The sequence below is a fragment of the Mucilaginibacter sp. KACC 22063 genome (genome assembly GCF_028736115.1).
Taxonomy (GTDB): domain Bacteria; phylum Bacteroidota; class Bacteroidia; order Sphingobacteriales; family Sphingobacteriaceae; genus Mucilaginibacter.
In genome coordinates, this window is the sequence record NZ_CP117877.1 from 2,120,461 (window position 1) to 2,136,602 (window position 16,142).

Genomic DNA, 16,142 nt, shown 5'->3' on the forward strand with positions numbered 1-16,142 from the left:
CAATGGCAGACATTACTTATTCGCCGGTTTGGCCAGGTCCATGTGTATTGATACCCATGACCACTGATATTTTACTTATCGGCCAGATCGATTATAACTCGGCTTCCACATGGTCGAGCGTAAAATATAATTACTCTAACCTTTATTTACAGCAAACGCCCGATCAGCCTGCGCCTTTTTACACTAAACACTGCCCCGAAGTAGGTGCGCATGTAATGTGGACGCTGCCTTACAGTATGCGCCAGGGCGCTCAGCAGGAAAATACTACGGATGTGCAGTTCCCGACGGTTCCCAACCGCTGGCTGATAACCAGATTTCAGTATCCGCGTAATATTAATGCTGATATTACTTCCGGCCCCGTGTTGCCCGGCACTCCGGTAATAGGAAACGATGGGGTAAATGTACTGGTGAGCGACGAGTTTTATGACATCACCAGCAATCCTGACAATTATAACCAATACCCTTACCCCGAGGATCAAGATTTCCCTGTACGCGGCATCGGGCAAACCTATGCACTGGTCGACTTTAAAGGAGAGGCTTCAGCAGGGACGCCTTTTTTACAGGCAGTTGGGCCGGGGGATGTGTCGTGGTCTGTCGCCTATGATAACGTGACAAACGTTTTTTCGCTTCATGACAACCTGGGGGAAGATGCAGCGATATACACCTATTCTATATTTGGCTGGTACGATACCCCCGCCAATGACCTGCTGGCAGATATGCCTGTAGATAGCCCCGAAAACTGGTTGGCTACGCTGCGCGAAAAATACAGATGGACAATAGGCAACGGTATTGCCGACCTTGACGCAGCTATAGCTGCCTGGCAGGCCTGGCAGCAGGCGCATGGGCTACAGGGAGCGTTCGATCCGGATAAGATAGATCTGCCCGAACAGGAAAAAGCCGCTATTATAGCCTGGCACAACTGGCTGGTAGCCAACGGTGATAACATAACACCGTCAGACTTGCCTACACAAACCATTTGCCACTCTATGATTGGCACAGTTACTTGGGAAGGTACTAATTATGCCTACGGTTCCGGCGCGCCTGGCGGCGGAACAGCTTACCCTGATCTGGCCATGGGCATGAACGCCATTGAGGCAATATCGACCTATATGGCCAATAAAATAGCAGTACAATTTCACCAGGAGCCATTTGTTTTTGATATAGAGCGTGGCTTTGAAGCCTTCCAGAGAGACCTTATATTCGATTTGCAGGACAACCCTGTAATGGTTGAAACGCTGTTGCATAATGCGCGTTTCGAAACCGGCTATGCTGGCCAGGAATGGATAGTAGTACTTGCAGAGCAGGCAGCTGGCAATACCGCAGGCAATGGCGGACAGCAAACCATACCGTTAGACCCAACAGACACCCAAAAGCTAATTGATCTTAATACGCTGCAGGATGAGGTAAACACTTTGTTTAAGCTGATAGCCAGCCAGCGTACCGAGCTGTTTTCGCTAAGTATAAAGGATAGTTATATAGGCCGCAGCACACCGGCCGATATAGTGACCCGCGTAAAACAGAGCATAAGTGCTATATCTGACAATTTAAAAGCCAATCTTACTGCTTACGATAATAAAAACAAGCAGGCAATAGACGATGCCGAAGCCCTGCAAGCCAGCTTAGGTGCAGAATATGTGGTGAAGGCCGTTGACCTGGTGGCATTTGCAGCGCCGAATGACCCTGTTGTAATGGTAGCCGGCATTAATCAGGATACCAAGTTAAATGACCCCACCCAGTTTGGCGAAGGTAATTTCCTGCAGGTACGCATGACTGGCGAAACGATATCTTCAATTACCGTAAGCTATAATGTAGGCGGCACTATACAGGCACAAACCATTGGCGCCGAACAGATATTGAGCGCCGTTACCTTGCCAGCATGGAACGCCATACCCAAAGAGGTAATGGATCTTTGGCTGGAAACCATGCTGCTTGATATTAGTTTTGCAAGGCAGATAGCTACACTGTTTTTAAACATGTGCGGCGTGTCAAACCCTACAAACCCGCAAATTAACCCTATTGCCCAGCAGGTTCGCGCACAACAAACATCGATTTGGAATGATGCTGTTGCCCTGCAAGTGAACCAACAAGCACTGGCCGACGTAGCAGGATATACCGGCGTGCTGCCGGCGCATTTATCCGTGTTCTTTCGCACCGTGCAGCCGTGGACACCGCTGTATATGGACTGGAGCGTACAATGGTTCCCCACCTCGGTAACGCCTGGCAAGGAACTGGATACATGGTCGCTGGGCGAAATTGACTATGAGTGGGAGGGTAGCTCCATTACACCCATGCAAAACTTGCCGTTATTTAAAGGGAGGACACTTTTAAATGCGCAAACAGCAAAGGTAATTCAGCAAAAATTTGAATCGTTCGTAGCTGACGACAACTATAATACCTCGAAAATACCCCAATACCTTCTGGATGACCTTAAAGCGGTTGCCGGACAGATCTCTAAGCTTGATATCCTTACACAATCAATGAGCGGGCTGATGAGGCAGCTTACCACCATGCTGATAAACATGAACTACGCTCCTGCAGATACGGAGATAAAGGACCTGATGGGTAACTCTAACACCAATTTCAGGCCGGTTGTGGGCGCTGATTATACAACATCGGGCGCAATGTTCCCGATACCAGCGGGGCATTTCCAAGTGCAGGACCTTTGGATAGTTGATGCCTTCGGACAAATAATGCGGGGAAGTATCCAATCGCCTATTCTGAATATTAAATGGTCTGAAAGCCTTACCACAAGCAGCGATGCTTATAATGGTGATACCGACAGCTACGGGCAATTGCCGCCGCGACTGGCACAACAGGCCAGCGTAAACTTAGACCTGCTGCAAGCCGATGACGATAATATAAAAAGCAATTCATCCGACTTAACCAGCCCGATATGCGGGTGGGTTATGCCTAACCACCTGGATAACTCGCTGATGGTGTTTGATGCTTCCGGCAATAACCAGGGCGCCATAATAAAGGTAGGCCGGGAGTCGGTAAATGTAGATGATGTTAAGCAATACACCATTAGGTGGGATGCCGTACCCGGAAGCAATACCACGCTGGGTGCGCCACCAGCACTGGAAAATGAACACTTGCAGGATTTTGTGAACCGGTTGCTCTCTACATCAACCGCTGGCTCAGGTGCTTACGACGACCTTATGAGCTCTATCGATGCATCACTGTGGACAATGAGCAACTTTGGGCAGCAAAGCGGCAACCTGTCGCTGCTGTTAGGCCGGCCGCTGGCTGTGGTACGTGCCGAGATAAACCTTGCTTTTGCTGGGCTACCGATTTTGAACCAAAGCTGGGTAAATACAGGCGATTATTACAATAATAATGGCACTTACCAGCTAACCGATCCGCCTTATACACAAACACCGTTTACCATACGTGTTGGTGATAATCAATACCATACCAACGGCGTAATGGGCTATTTTGAGGCAGATAATTATGATACTTTTTACTCGGTTTATGGCTCGAACGGACAGACGGCTGAGTTGCAGGACTTTTTTGCCGAGGTAAAAACTGGGGCAAAAACATTTAAAAGTATTGCTGCCAATGTTGGTATTACTGCTGGTTTTAAAACCAATTACGTTCAAACGGGCCACCTGGTATCACTTACGCCGGACGGTACCACGGTAAAGTTGACACTGATAGTCGACCCGAGTGGTGACATCCCGGTAATACCGGGCAGCCTGCCTACCGGGTCGACAACCCTGCCGAATGGGCCGGTATCATCGGCGCTGCAAAATCTTAAATCTACTTTTAGGGCAGGACCTCTGCTACTAAATCCTGACAGAATAAGGATGCCGACGCCTGCTGAGGTAAAGGGTAACTGGTTCTGGATGGCCAGAAAAGATGTTACCACCTGGAATGAGGAGGTGCCGATAGAGGCATCGACCCCGGTTGCGGGGCTTGAGCCTTATACCCCTGCGCTTATTGAAGGGTGGATAGTACTGGCTGACGCAAACGCACCAACCAATTAGTTTAACCATTAAATATAATTCAGCTATGGCAAACCCAATCTTGAGCTACGCTTTTCAGCCGACCATGGTGTTTATTACCACCACCATTAATATGAAGCTGGTTATTCAGAACCCAGTAGGCGGATCTGTTGTAAATTTTGCGGGCGGCCCTAAGGGTGATGAGATCCAGATCACCTTCCCGATGGGTACCGGGAATACCGACTTAGTGACCAACCTGAATTTTCAGGCTACGTCGCCCTCAGGGTTTTCGTGCGCAAAATCAAACACGGGTAACTACTTTTCTATAAAGGCCAACGTGACAACCAAGCTACAGCCGGGCCAAACGCTTGAATTTAATTTCACCAGTGTGCCCATCAATTCCAGCTTAGATCTCACAACGCCGACGGCTACCATCACCATATTAGAATATATCGGTGTTAATACCGGCAATGCGACGGTTGGAGTCACCAAGCAGACAAATACCGAGCTTGCAATAATTTCATGGGCCGATCCTTCGACCATTGCATTATCGCAAATCACAACACTGTACTGGCAATCAATTGGTGGAACAAAGGTAGTGGTTAGCCCCTTTCCAGGCGGGGACAAGACCTTCCCTGTAACAGGCGCACCGCCATCTCCCGGAAAATGTTTAATTAACATTCCATCTACTACCGCGCCGCAATATACTTATACCGTAAAGGTGTTTACATCTGACCAAAAATTTGCCAAGGACGATACCACCATCACACAAAATCCGCCGCTTATTACGGCATTTACCAGCGATAAGAGTGGAGCAATAAAAGTTGACGCGAGCTTAGTGCTGGAATGGTTCTTCTTATGGGGGACTACCTCGGCAATTTATTCCAATACCGGCGCACAATGGAACGGGCCCGCCTCTCCTCTTACAGTCAGCCCCGGAACGGAGTTGCTGCAAAATTTCAAGGGCAACTATGGTAACATGCCTTCAGACATTTTCTACCAATTGTCGGTAAACGGCTTTTCGGCGATGGCGGATGCGAAAGTGCAGATAAAATTATTGCCTGTAAATCTGATATATTTTAAATTCACGCAAAAGACCGGGGATACCTTAAGCGGCATGAAATGGCTGTTTGACCCTTCTACTTGGAAAGGTTACGAGCTTAACACTGGCGGTACCAACCTAAATATACTTACCCTTTACCAGCCTGGTGGCAAAACCGAAACCTACTATTTGGGATCGGGAGATACGGTACACCCACAGGTTCAGTATTTCGATTTCGTGAGCCAGGGGAACGGGGCTTACCTGCTGAGTTGGGTAACGGCAAATTTAGATAGCTTAGTGTTAACGCCCGACACCTACAACGTACCCGCTGCCGATATAGTTAACGGCAGCAAAGTGGTAAACATTACCAGTTCAACCATTTACACGCTTACGGCTAAGGGTGTAAACGGAGACACAATTAAAAGTTCTATAAATGTTACTGTTTAATTTAAATGGATAAAGCCACAGTTGTTGACCTGGTATTGAAATACCCGGACGAAAGAGGAGATGAGACGGCAATTATTTTCCTGGACATAAAAGGAGAAGAAAAACACAAGGTTACGTTTAACGGCCTTAAAAGCGAGTGCTTAACCGTTGCCGCCAACCTGCTGCCACTTACCGAAAGAAAAGAAGTGGTGCTTATGCTTACTGAAGACCAGCCAAACTTTGTGGCCTGTTTTTTTGGTATTATGCTGGCAGGCTGCATACCGGCGCCCTTAGCACCGTTCAAAAATATAAAAGACCGCCAGGGCTACGGCCGTATGCTACGCATACTAAAAAAAGGGACATTTAGCTGCATTGTTGCCGATGAGGTGCAATGCGCTTTGATTGCTGAAGTATTGGAGCGCGAATCGCTGGGTCATGTAAGGCTGATTAGCGCTGAATCGCTCAAAAGTGCCGCGAAACCCCATGAACTGCCGGAAGTACAGGCAGACGACATTGCCTATTTACAATATACATCGGGTTCAACATCAGAGCCGAAAGGGGTAGTGCTGCGGCACCGTAATGTGTTGTGCAATGTGGCTAAGATGAAGCGTGTTTTCCAAAGAACAGAGCCGGTGAGTATTGTAGGGTGGATCCCTTTTCATCATGACATGGGCTTGGTGGGGCATTTGTTTTCGGTGCTGTATGAATCGGGTTTGGGTGTTTTTATGCCAGCCAGCGCATTTATTTCATCGCCAAAGCTGTGGCTTGAGGCTATCAGCCGCTATAGGGCTAATACCTCAGCCGCACCAAATTTTGCATTTGAACATTGTACGCGTAAAGTACCATTTTCAGCCAACCTCGACCTCAGCTGCTGGAAATATGCCTATATCGGTTCCGAAACGGTATCTATGCCTGTAATGCAGCAATTTTATGAAAAATTCGGCGCGGCAGGCTTTAGCCGTAATTCCTTTAAGCCGGTTTACGGCCTGGCCGAAATAACTTTGCTGGCGGCAGGTGGAACACAAGGATTGGATGAGTTGGAAGACAAAATTTTAATAAAACCCGCCGGAAAACACACGCAACGGGTGCTGATGCCCTACCTCATTGATGAGCTTGATAAAATAACCATTGCCCACACTTTAACTGGCGAGGCTTGCTTAGAAGGAGAGACCGGGGAAATACTAATAGAAAGCCCGTCTAACAGCTTTGGTTATTATGAAGATATGCCTGTAAAAAAGCCGGTTAAAGCCAACATTATTCATACTGGAGATATCGGTTTTGTTTTAGGCAGATACCTATACTTGTCGGGGCGTCGCAAAGAGGTAGTGATAATAAGAGGTGTAAATTACGCCGCTGAGGATCTGGAATGGTGTGCACGCCACCAAATTACCGAACTGCAAACTGGCAGCCAAACAGTATGTACGTCTACAATAGATGAAACCGGGGAGCGGTTGCTGATTTTCCAGGAGATACATAGGCATACCAATCGCGAGACACTACGGAAAATTTCAGGTTATATTAAGGCAAATCTTACCGAAAATTATGGCATAGTGCCGGCAGAGGTAATATTTGTTCCGAATGGAATGATGCCGCGCACCAGGAATTATAAGGTATCCCGCAAAGAATGCCTGAACCAATACCTGGCGGGCGACATGCAGTTTATATACACAGATGTTTCTGAAGTGGCAGCCGCAGATGAACTTACTGATAATAATGATCCTGTAGTAATTGTGGGGATGGCCTGCAGGTTTCCTGGCGGAGCAGACAGTCCCGAAAAATTTTGGGACTTATTAGCATCCGGCGTAGATGCAGTAACAGAGGTGCCCTTGAGTCGCTGGGACAATGACCTGTTTTATGATGAAAGACCGGCTGTTCCGGGAAAAGTAAGCACCAAATGGTCCGGGTTTATTGATAATATAGACTTCTTCGACCCGGCGCTTTTCGAGATATCGGCCTATGAAGCACCTGAGCTTGACCCGCAGCAAAGGCTACTGCTGGAAACCTCGTGGCGGCTGATAGAAAATACTGGTGTTAAGAAAAACGAACTTATGGGATCCGGAACAGGTGTTTTTATCGGTATGTCGACAAACGATTACCTGTACATGAAAATTAAGCTGAGTCCAGGTATGGAAGGGTTTAATGCTTATTCGGGGCTTGGCAATTCAAACAGTGTGGCGGCCAACCGCCTTTCCTATTTTTACGATCTTAAAGGTCCCAGCCTTACCGTTGATACTGCGTGCTCGTCATCGCTTACGGCTTTGCACCTGGCTGCCCAATCCATTTTAAATGGCAACTGTACCCAGGCTATAGCGGGTGGGGTTAACGCCATACTTTCCCCCGGCCCCACCATTACGCTTTCGCAGTTCGGGATGATGTCGCCGGAAGGGCGTTGCAAAACATTTGATGCCAGCGCCGATGGCTATGTGCGTGCCGAAGGCTGCGGTTTAGTGATGCTGAAACGCAAATCGGAAGCAGAACGGGATGGTAATACCATACTGGCGGTACTGAATGCCTCGGCGATAGGGCAGGATGGACACAGCCCCGGCATCACCTTTCCGAATGGAAAGGCCCAATACCAGCTCATTAGTCAAACACTGCATAAAGCAGGCCTTGCAGGTAAGGACATAGGCTATGTGGAGGCACACGGCACAGGCACCTCATCCGGCGACCCGGTGGAAGTGGAGCAGCTAAAAAAACTATACGGCGCGGCTGGCAGCAGTGTGTGCTACTTAGGCTCGGTAAAAGCAAATATAGGGCACCTGGAAGCGGGCGCGGGCATAGCCAGCATTATTAAGAGTGTGCTGATGCTGCAAAAAGGCAAGGTGCCGCCTCAAATTCATATCAAAACCCTTAACCCGAAGCTACAGCTTGATGGTACCAGGTTAAAAATAAGTATTGATGAGCGCGAATGGGAACCAAACCAACCCCGGCGTATTGCTGTAAGCTCATTTGGCTTTGGGGGATCGCTTGCACATGCCATCCTATCTGCACCACAGGTGCAGGCAGCGGCAGCAAAAGTACCATTGCCTTCCCGGTTTGCACAGCGCAACTTTGTGTTTAGCGCCAACACATCGAAAGGCCTTTTGGAACAGGCCAAAGTATACAGCGACTGGCTGGGAGAAAATCCCGCTATCGCAATAGACGACCTGTGCCTCACGCAGGCCGTGTGCCGGTCGGACCTAAAGTATCGCAAATATTTTATGGTAAACTCGTTGGCCATGCTTAAAGAAAAGCTGGACGGCTTTATAGCAAGTGGTGATACCGAAAGTATAAAAATTCCGCAGCACGGCAAGGTGTGTTTCTTATTTACAGGCCAGGGTGAGCACTATATTTTTATGGGCAAAGTTCTGTATCAACGCTTCCCTGTTTTCAGGCAGGCGTTTGACAGATGCGCAGTTGTAGCCGAACGTGAAGCAGGCGGTACTATCAGCCTGAAAGAAATTGCGTTTGAAATAAAAGACACCTACTTTTTCCACGACAGGTATATGCAGCCAATCCTTTTCGCTGTACAATATGCACTCGGCACCTTGTGGCAGGAATGCGGTGTTATGCCAGACTATCTGGTAGGGCATAGCATGGGTGAGTATGCGGCCGCCTGCCTGGCCGGCTGTTTTGAGCCAGAGACCGGGATGTCTATCCTGCTGAAACGCGCCCTGTTAGTGGAAAGCATTAATAATAAGGGTATGATGGTAACGCTGTTTACCGGCCACGAGGAGATCCGCAAGGTGATGGATGCCGGCAGGATGCAGATAGCAGCTATCAACAGTGATAAAAAGACCGTGATCTCAGGTGAGAATGACGCGGTGGTTGAGGTAATGAAGCACTTTGAGGAACAGGGTGCCGAATTTTATCATTTAAAAACATCGCATGCATTCCATAGCCAATTGATGCGGCCTATTGCTGATGACCTGCATGAATTTGTTAAGCAGTTCAGCTTTAAAACGCCGGATAAAAAATGGATCTCGGCATATAAAGGCGCTGAAATGAACGAAGCTCCTGATGCTGACTATTGGGTAGGGCATTTGCTGGGCACTATAAATTTTAAAGCGGCGGTTGAGCAATTGCCGAAGGATGAGCTAATCCACTTTATTGAAATAGGGCCGGGCGCTAGTACGCTGGTAGCCGCTAACGAGACTCTACACCTGAAAGATGCACTAATGCTGCGCTCAATGAATTTCAGGAAAATAGAGCGTACCGAAGACCATTTTCTGTTCGACTCGTTGGGGAAACTTTACCAGGCCGGCGCCGATATTAAATGGGGAGCTGTGCTGGAGGGAGATATTTATCCCTCAGAGATACCGGGGCAAAAGTTTATACAGCAATCGTACTGGATGGAAGGCGTCAATGCAGCGAAGCTGGCAGAATTTGCAACGCCGTCGGCACGTTCTAAAACCGTAAATCAACCTGTTGAAATAAAGACGGACGCCGGCATTTATAGCTTTCAATGGAAAGATGCCGGACAAATACCCCTCAACACTGAAAAACAGCAAGCAGACGTGAGCTGGATAATAGTTGGCGAAACCTCCACCTTTGCTGGGCAAATGGCACAGCAAATTAAAGATACAGGAGGGCAGGTATTCAGCATAGGCATCCGTACGAAGAATAATCCGAAAAAGCTTAAGCCGGATTTTGTGGTTTCGACTGCCGATGATAAGGAAAAATGGGTAGAAATTATCGCTAAGATTATTTACAATAAAAGTCGCGAAGATATACAACAGTGGCGGCTGGTATTTATACCGCCTGATCTGGCTGGCTACGGCACACTAGATGTAGCCGAGCTGGAGGAACAGGTATCAGCAGGTACCGGCCTGCTGATACCCATGCTGCAGGCTTTGAAAAAAAATGCGCTCGTTCTACCTGTTTGGATAGTAACGCGTCGGTCTCAGCTGGTAGAGCCCGCTGAGAATGGCGGTGCTGCCATGCTTAATATTTGCCATGCGCCGGTATGGGGCTTTGCCAAAACGCTATTCCTGGAGCATCCGGAACTTCGCGGCGGCTTGATAGATATCGAGACCGACAGCGATGTTACTGCTGTTTTAGCCAAAATAAACAAGCCACGTAATGAGCGTGTTGTCGCTCTTCGCAATGGTGTTCAATACATTGAACAAATTACGGCGAATAAGGCTGCAAAAGCCACACCCGAAGTTTTGCTTAGAGCCGATGGTGTACATATTATTACAGGGGGGCTTGGCGGGCTCGGTCTTAAATGTGCCGCATGGGTTGTGGATAAAGGCGGCAGGCACCTGGTATTAATTAGCCGCCGTAAATTTCATGTTGCTGATAAATGGGCAGGGATAACAAATACCCATCCCGACTATAGTATTGTGCAACAATTGCTTGCCATGCAGCAAAAAGGGGCAAAGATCGAAATAGTACAACTGGATGTGCGCGATATCGGTGGGCTGGAAAAGCTGTTTACAGCATTTAAGAAAAGCCGGGTGCCGGTACGCGGAGTTATCCATGCTGCTGGAGTAAACTGGTTTGGTAAAGTGATGGAGCTGGACCGGGATGAGTTTCTGCATACGCTGAAAACAAAAGTTTCTGCTACCTGGGCTATTCACCAGCTAACGCTAAAACATGACCTGGATTGCTTTATCCTTTTTTCATCGGTGTCGGCATTATGGGGTTCAGTGGAATTAAGCCACTACTCCGCAGCTAATCAGTTTATGGATATGCTGAGTTTATACCGGCATCAGGCGGGCTTACCCTCGCTTTGTATTGATTGGGGGCCGTGGGCCGAGGTGGGTATGAGCGCAGAAGACCGGGAAGCGAACGTGCTGCAAAAACTGGGCTTTGAGCTGATGACACCTGCAGCTGCATTAAGCGCTATGCAGAAAGAGCTGGTTGCCGGCGTTGCTCTATCGCTGGTGGCGAATGTGAACTGGAAGAAGTTCGGCACCTTTGTTGATTTTTCGCTGCAGCCCTCGCTGTTTGCTGAGGTAAGACCACAAGCAGTTGCAGAAGTCGCAACTGCAGAGAGTGGCGTTGATCGGATCCTGAAAAGCCCACCCGAAAAAGCGCTGAAAATGATAGAGGACGCTGTACGGATGAAGCTGCGCAACGTAATGCTGATAGAAGCATCAGACAGTATAGACCGGGAGCAGCGTTTTAACTTTCTGGGCATGGACTCATTAATGTCTATTTCCTTCGCTGCCGAGCTGGAGCATTACTTCGGTATAAAGCTGCCAAATACGCTGGCATATAACTATCCGCATATTAAAGCCGTAAGTGAATTTATCTTTTCGCTGATTTATACCGAGATATCCGAAGATGAGCCGGATGGCTTACAGGAACCTGTTTCAAACATTACCAGCCCGGTAACAGATAGTGAGCCGGGATTATATAAAATGATCAGCCGGCCTGCAACTAACGCAAAGATCAGGCTGTTTTGTTTCCCTTATCTTGGCGCCGGCGCATCCGTTTACGAAAAATGGGCAGCATTTTTTGATGACCATTATGAGTTGGTAGCGGTGCAAACACCCGGAAGGGAGGAGCGCAGCAACGTGGCTCCTTTTGTTTCCATGCACGAACTGATCGATGCGCTGCTTACGGAATACACCGAACCGGATGGCGACTTTGCATTTTTCGGCCATAGTTTTGGCGGGCTGGTGGCCTATGAGTTTTATAATGCGTTAAAGGAACATGGCAGGAAACTACCTTTAAAGCTGTTCCTGTCGGGCTGCGAGGCGCCTTTATCACCTTCAAAAAGCAGGCTGCATGAGCTACCCGACAAAGAGTTTATAGATGAGATCATCAATAAATATGACAATGCTGGCGATGTGTTAGAAAGGAAACGAGCACTAAGTAACAACCCGGCGTTGCTGCGGGCGGATGTACAGGTGTTAGAGTTATACCAGTCCGAGAATCAAAGGATCGACGTGCCGCTTACCGTAATAGCTGGTACACACGACCGGATAACAGACGCCACGCTGGTAAAAAGCTGGCTGACCCTGGCCAATGCCGATTTTACCATGAAGTACATCAACGGCGGCCACGACTTGGTGAAGGAGCACGGCCCTGAGCTGGCAGGCATTATTAAAAGCGGCCTCGGGGTGGATGATAATGATAATTATACTGTTTAATCAAAATTTAATGTAATAAAGTGAGCAGCGTAAAAGAGACGGAACCCTGGTATAATTTTTCAGGTGGGCGCTATATGGGCAGCCAGCCTTTTTTTTACGAAAGGAAGGACCTACCTTGGACGAAGGTAATAGAAGACAACTGGGAAGTAATAAAAGACGAAGTATTGGGGCTGATGCTGGAAAAACCACAAAACCTGCGGCCTTATTTTATAAATAAAAGCATGTCGTTCCCGCCGAAAAGGTGGAAAACGATGGGGATATATTTTTGGAAGTTCGTTATCCGCGAGAATTATAAAAAATGTCCGGAAACGGTAAGGATATTAAAGTCCATCCCCGGCCTTACTTCATTTTCATTGAGCGTGCTGGAAGCAAGCTCGAATATCAATCCTCATCAGGGCGATACCGATGCTATTATTCGCTGCCATGTGGGCATCGACATTCCTGGCGCTCTGCCCGACTGCGGTTTCCAGGTCGGTAAAGAAATACGGCCTTGGGAAAACGGGATAACTCTCCCATTTTGCGATGCTCATACCCATACTGCATGGAACAATACCGATAAAAAACGCATTATTCTGATACTGGATGTAATGCGGCCCCAATTCTCAAAAAAAGAAAATAGTATTTGCGCACACGTGCTGGCTTCGTCGATATTGCAGATGTTGTATCAATCGTATCCTTTCCTGGGACGAAGGTCGGGGTATTTTAAAAAAGCTTTGTACCATACCTCCAGGATAATGATCCTGGGATTTTTACCAGTGCAGCGTTTATTTGCGGTAATATAGTATTATGGAGCCATTAAGTGCCGGTTGACCGGATGGGCTTCCTTCAGCGCTTTGGCTACTGAGTGTGCGGCATGATATCGATTAATACTCCGCGTAACAGAAATTCCAGCTATCACTTACAATAAGTTGCCAATTATCGGGCTTATTAATTATTTCAACCGATATATGAGCTTTGGCCCCGGCACACTTTGATGCATTATCAAGCAGATTACTTAAAATGGTTTCGATCTTGTAAGGTTCAGTATATACAAGTATTTCGGAACTATTATAATTGAAATTGATCGTATTACTATCTAAAACATGGAATCGCCCGATCAAATTTTTATAAGTTCAACCAGGTCTACTTGTTGTATTTTCTTCACATTCAGGCTACGGTCTATCAAGCTGATGTCCATAATGCGTTTCCTGACGTTGACTTTTAATGATGGGCAATATGTTAGCCTATGATGATGGCTTTACCATACTTGAAATTGCACGTAAGCATTATGAATCGGTAGGCTTAGATCCTGCATTGCTGGATGCCATGATCCGATAGTTTCAAATCCAATATCCGCGCTTTAACATCATATATTGCGCGATATAATTTTTAGGTATTAATTAACGTTCTTCAAGCCATTTCAGGAAAGCTGTCGTTTTATCTTTTCCAACTAACAGCTTTTCTTTGGTCTGTATGGTAAGTTTAACCAGCAGTTTGCGGGCAAAGTAATGCTCTACTTCCTTAATGGCTTTAAAGGCTATGAGGTATTGCCTGTTCAGTTTAAAAAAGCTTTTGTGATCTAACTGATTGGCTGTCTCTTCAAGCGACTGGTCTATCATAAACATTTCGCCTTGAAACGTAACCAGGGTAGTTTGCTCGTTACGAACAAATATGTAGGCGATATCCGGCACAGGCACAGTAGTATACTTGCCGTTTTTAAATACCAAAAAACTTTGCTTTTCAGCTTTTGGCTGGTTAATTTGCAGTAGTTGTGTAATTAAAGATGCAGGTATGGCATTGGTTCCTGTGAGGTTTCCAATTTTTTCCAGCTTAGTAAATGCGGCCTTGATGCTATCTTCAGAAAAAGGTTTTAAAATATAATCTACACCGTTTGCTTTAAATGCCTGCAAAGCATATTCATCAAAGGCGGTGCAAAAAATTACCGGTACGTCAATTTTTACTTTTTCAAAAATTTCGAATGATAATCCATCCGCCAATTGAATATCCATGAAAATAAGATCAGGCGAAGGATGAGCCGACAGGTAGTTAACCGCCGCCGACACTCGCTGCAATGGGCCATCAATTTTAGTGTCAGGGCGAACCGAACTGATCAGCCTGATCAACGACCTTGCCGTTTTTAATTCGTCTTCAATGACTAATATGTTCATTTATCGGAAGCTTTACAGTAAAGAAGTAACCGTCTGCCCTTACTTCTATTTGGCGGCCTGTTAAATGCAGGTAACGCTGATTAATATTCTCTAAGCCAATTTTTGTAGATGGCTCGGGGATGCTTTTCAGCTGCAGGTTATTTTTAATAATTAAATTATTATCTGATGATATCAATTCAATTTTTAAAGGTTGATCAATTGATACGATGTTATGTTTTACCGCATTTTCAACCAATAACTGCAACGTAAATACAGGTATCATGGTTTTCTTGTGTTCGGGCGAAATATCAAGTTGCAGGGTAATTCCTTCTTCAAACCTGGCTTGTAACAGATAAAAGTATGCTTCAAGCAGCTTCAGTTCTTCCTGCATAGGTACAACGTCTTTTTTACGGCTCTCTAATGAATAGCGATAAAAGTCAGAGAGTTTTACAATAAAATCCGCCGAATGCTCATCGCCAATTTCCACCATTGACTTGAGCGTGTTTAAGCTGTTAAACAAAAAATGAGGATTAACCTGTTGCTTTAATAACTCATACTGTGCTTCTATATGATCGGATTTGGTGCGTTCCAGCTCAATAGCAATTATCCGGTTTATAAAGCTCTGATAAAGCAGGTATAAGAACATGTAAATGGTCAGGTTAATTAAAATTCCCCTGAACTGGTACATCAGCATCATTGTGCCGATCAACCGGTCTTTAAACAACAGTTGGTTCACTATCACCAATATGCCCATCACAACTATGCCCAGTAATAAACTCCTAATCAGGCGGGCGCCAAAGAACCTTGTTGTGATGGCATGATTCGCATACCGGGGCAGCGTATATAAATTATAAAACCATACAAAAAGCGAATAAAAAAAAGCAATAATACAATCAACAATAACCTCGGTTAAACTTACCCTTAATTGTAGTATTTTAGGAATAGAGGCCAGAATGCCCATAAACAGGGCAGACAGCCAGATCACTTTCTGTGAAATGAGAAATACTTTTGAGCTCTCTGCCTTTATATATCTTCCAAAGATCATGGAATGATGGATGCCTTTTGATTTAATATAAATTTGATCCGTTCACTATTTTCGGTTGTATCGGCTAACTTAACTAAATCTTTGCCTGAAAACCTTTGATAGTTATAACTTATCCGGGAATTTGAATCAGTCAGATCAAGTCTCTCTGCCGAGATCAGATCTCCAGGTATACGTGCACCAAACCAATGGGCATCATCCTGCTGCTTCCAGGTTACCAACGTAAATGATTCGCCCGGCAATTCATTAAGCTTATCTGAACTTGCTGATGAAAGCGCTTTTTCGTTTCCATATAAAATACTCGTAGTATGGTTACGATTATTAATAAAAGAAGTGATTACCTTTTGGTGTAATTCCGAAAGTTTAAAGTGATCTGGCAATGAGGCTTTCTGATTAATCAGTTCATCAGCATTAGGTGCCGGCTTACAACTGCTGAAAACAGCAATGGCCGCGACTATGATTTTAAATATAGATTTCATG

At 46.3% G+C, this 16,142-nt stretch carries 7 protein-coding genes; 4 read left to right on the top strand and 3 right to left on the bottom strand.

Translation table 11 applies throughout. The annotated features are described in order from the left end of the window. The first annotated feature begins 2 nt into the window (after nucleotides 1-2). From PQ461_RS09365 to PQ461_RS09380, 4 genes are read left to right on the top strand one after another with little or no spacing between them, the layout of a single operon-like run. A complete protein-coding gene (locus PQ461_RS09365) occupies nucleotides 3-3,986 on the top strand; it encodes a hypothetical protein (protein ID WP_274303603.1) in 3,984 nt (1,327 codons plus the stop codon). Nucleotides 3,987-4,011: 25 nt separating this feature from the next. Further along, nucleotides 4,012-5,433, top strand: coding sequence for a hypothetical protein (locus PQ461_RS09370; RefSeq protein WP_274303605.1), 1,422 nt, complete (start codon nucleotides 4,012-4,014; stop codon nucleotides 5,431-5,433). 5 nt (nucleotides 5,434-5,438) lie between these two features. Beyond that, entirely contained in the window at nucleotides 5,439-12,494 is a 7,056-nt protein-coding gene (locus PQ461_RS09375) for a type I polyketide synthase (protein ID WP_274303608.1), read from the top strand. Between the two features lie 20 nt (nucleotides 12,495-12,514). Next, the gene (locus PQ461_RS09380) at nucleotides 12,515-13,276 is read left to right on the top strand and encodes an aspartyl/asparaginyl beta-hydroxylase domain-containing protein (RefSeq protein ID WP_274303610.1); all 762 of its coding nucleotides are present in this window, start codon (nucleotides 12,515-12,517) and stop codon (nucleotides 13,274-13,276) included. Between the two features lie 597 nt (nucleotides 13,277-13,873). On the opposite strand, the gene PQ461_RS09385 is transcribed toward PQ461_RS09380, so the two are convergent. The 3 genes from PQ461_RS09385 to PQ461_RS09395 are packed head-to-tail and all read right to left on the bottom strand — an operon-like array spanning nucleotide 13,874 to nucleotide 16,141. Then, entirely contained in the window at nucleotides 13,874-14,641 is a 768-nt protein-coding gene (locus PQ461_RS09385; protein WP_274303612.1) for a LytR/AlgR family response regulator transcription factor, read from the bottom strand. Next, nucleotides 14,622-15,665 carry a sensor histidine kinase gene (locus tag PQ461_RS09390; RefSeq protein ID WP_274303613.1) on the bottom strand — a complete coding sequence of 348 codons (1,044 nt, stop codon included), beginning with the start codon at nucleotides 15,663-15,665 and terminating at the stop codon, nucleotides 14,622-14,624. Before PQ461_RS09390 ends, PQ461_RS09385 begins: the two co-directional genes overlap by 20 nt. Beyond that, entirely contained in the window at nucleotides 15,662-16,141 is a 480-nt protein-coding gene (locus PQ461_RS09395; RefSeq protein WP_274303615.1) for a hypothetical protein, read from the bottom strand. The genes PQ461_RS09390 and PQ461_RS09395 overlap by 4 nt, the downstream gene beginning before the upstream one ends. Nucleotide 16,142: the final 1 nt, after the last annotated feature.

Excerpts from the sequence above, each read along its gene's own strand:
- PQ461_RS09365 (WP_274303603.1), top strand. The coding sequence starts at position 3 with ATGGCAGACATTACTTATTCGCCGGTTTGGCCAGGTCCATGTGTATTG.
- PQ461_RS09370 (WP_274303605.1), top strand. The coding sequence starts at position 4,012 with ATGGCAAACCCAATCTTGAGCTACGCTTTTCAGCCGACCATGGTGTTT.
- PQ461_RS09375 (WP_274303608.1), top strand. The coding sequence starts at position 5,439 with ATGGATAAAGCCACAGTTGTTGACCTGGTATTGAAATACCCGGACGAA.
- PQ461_RS09385 (WP_274303612.1), bottom strand. The coding sequence starts at position 14,641 with ATGAACATATTAGTCATTGAAGACGAATTAAAAACGGCAAGGTCGTTG.
- PQ461_RS09390 (WP_274303613.1), bottom strand. The coding sequence starts at position 15,665 with ATGATCTTTGGAAGATATATAAAGGCAGAGAGCTCAAAAGTATTTCTC.
- PQ461_RS09395 (WP_274303615.1), bottom strand. The coding sequence starts at position 16,141 with ATGAAATCTATATTTAAAATCATAGTCGCGGCCATTGCTGTTTTCAGC.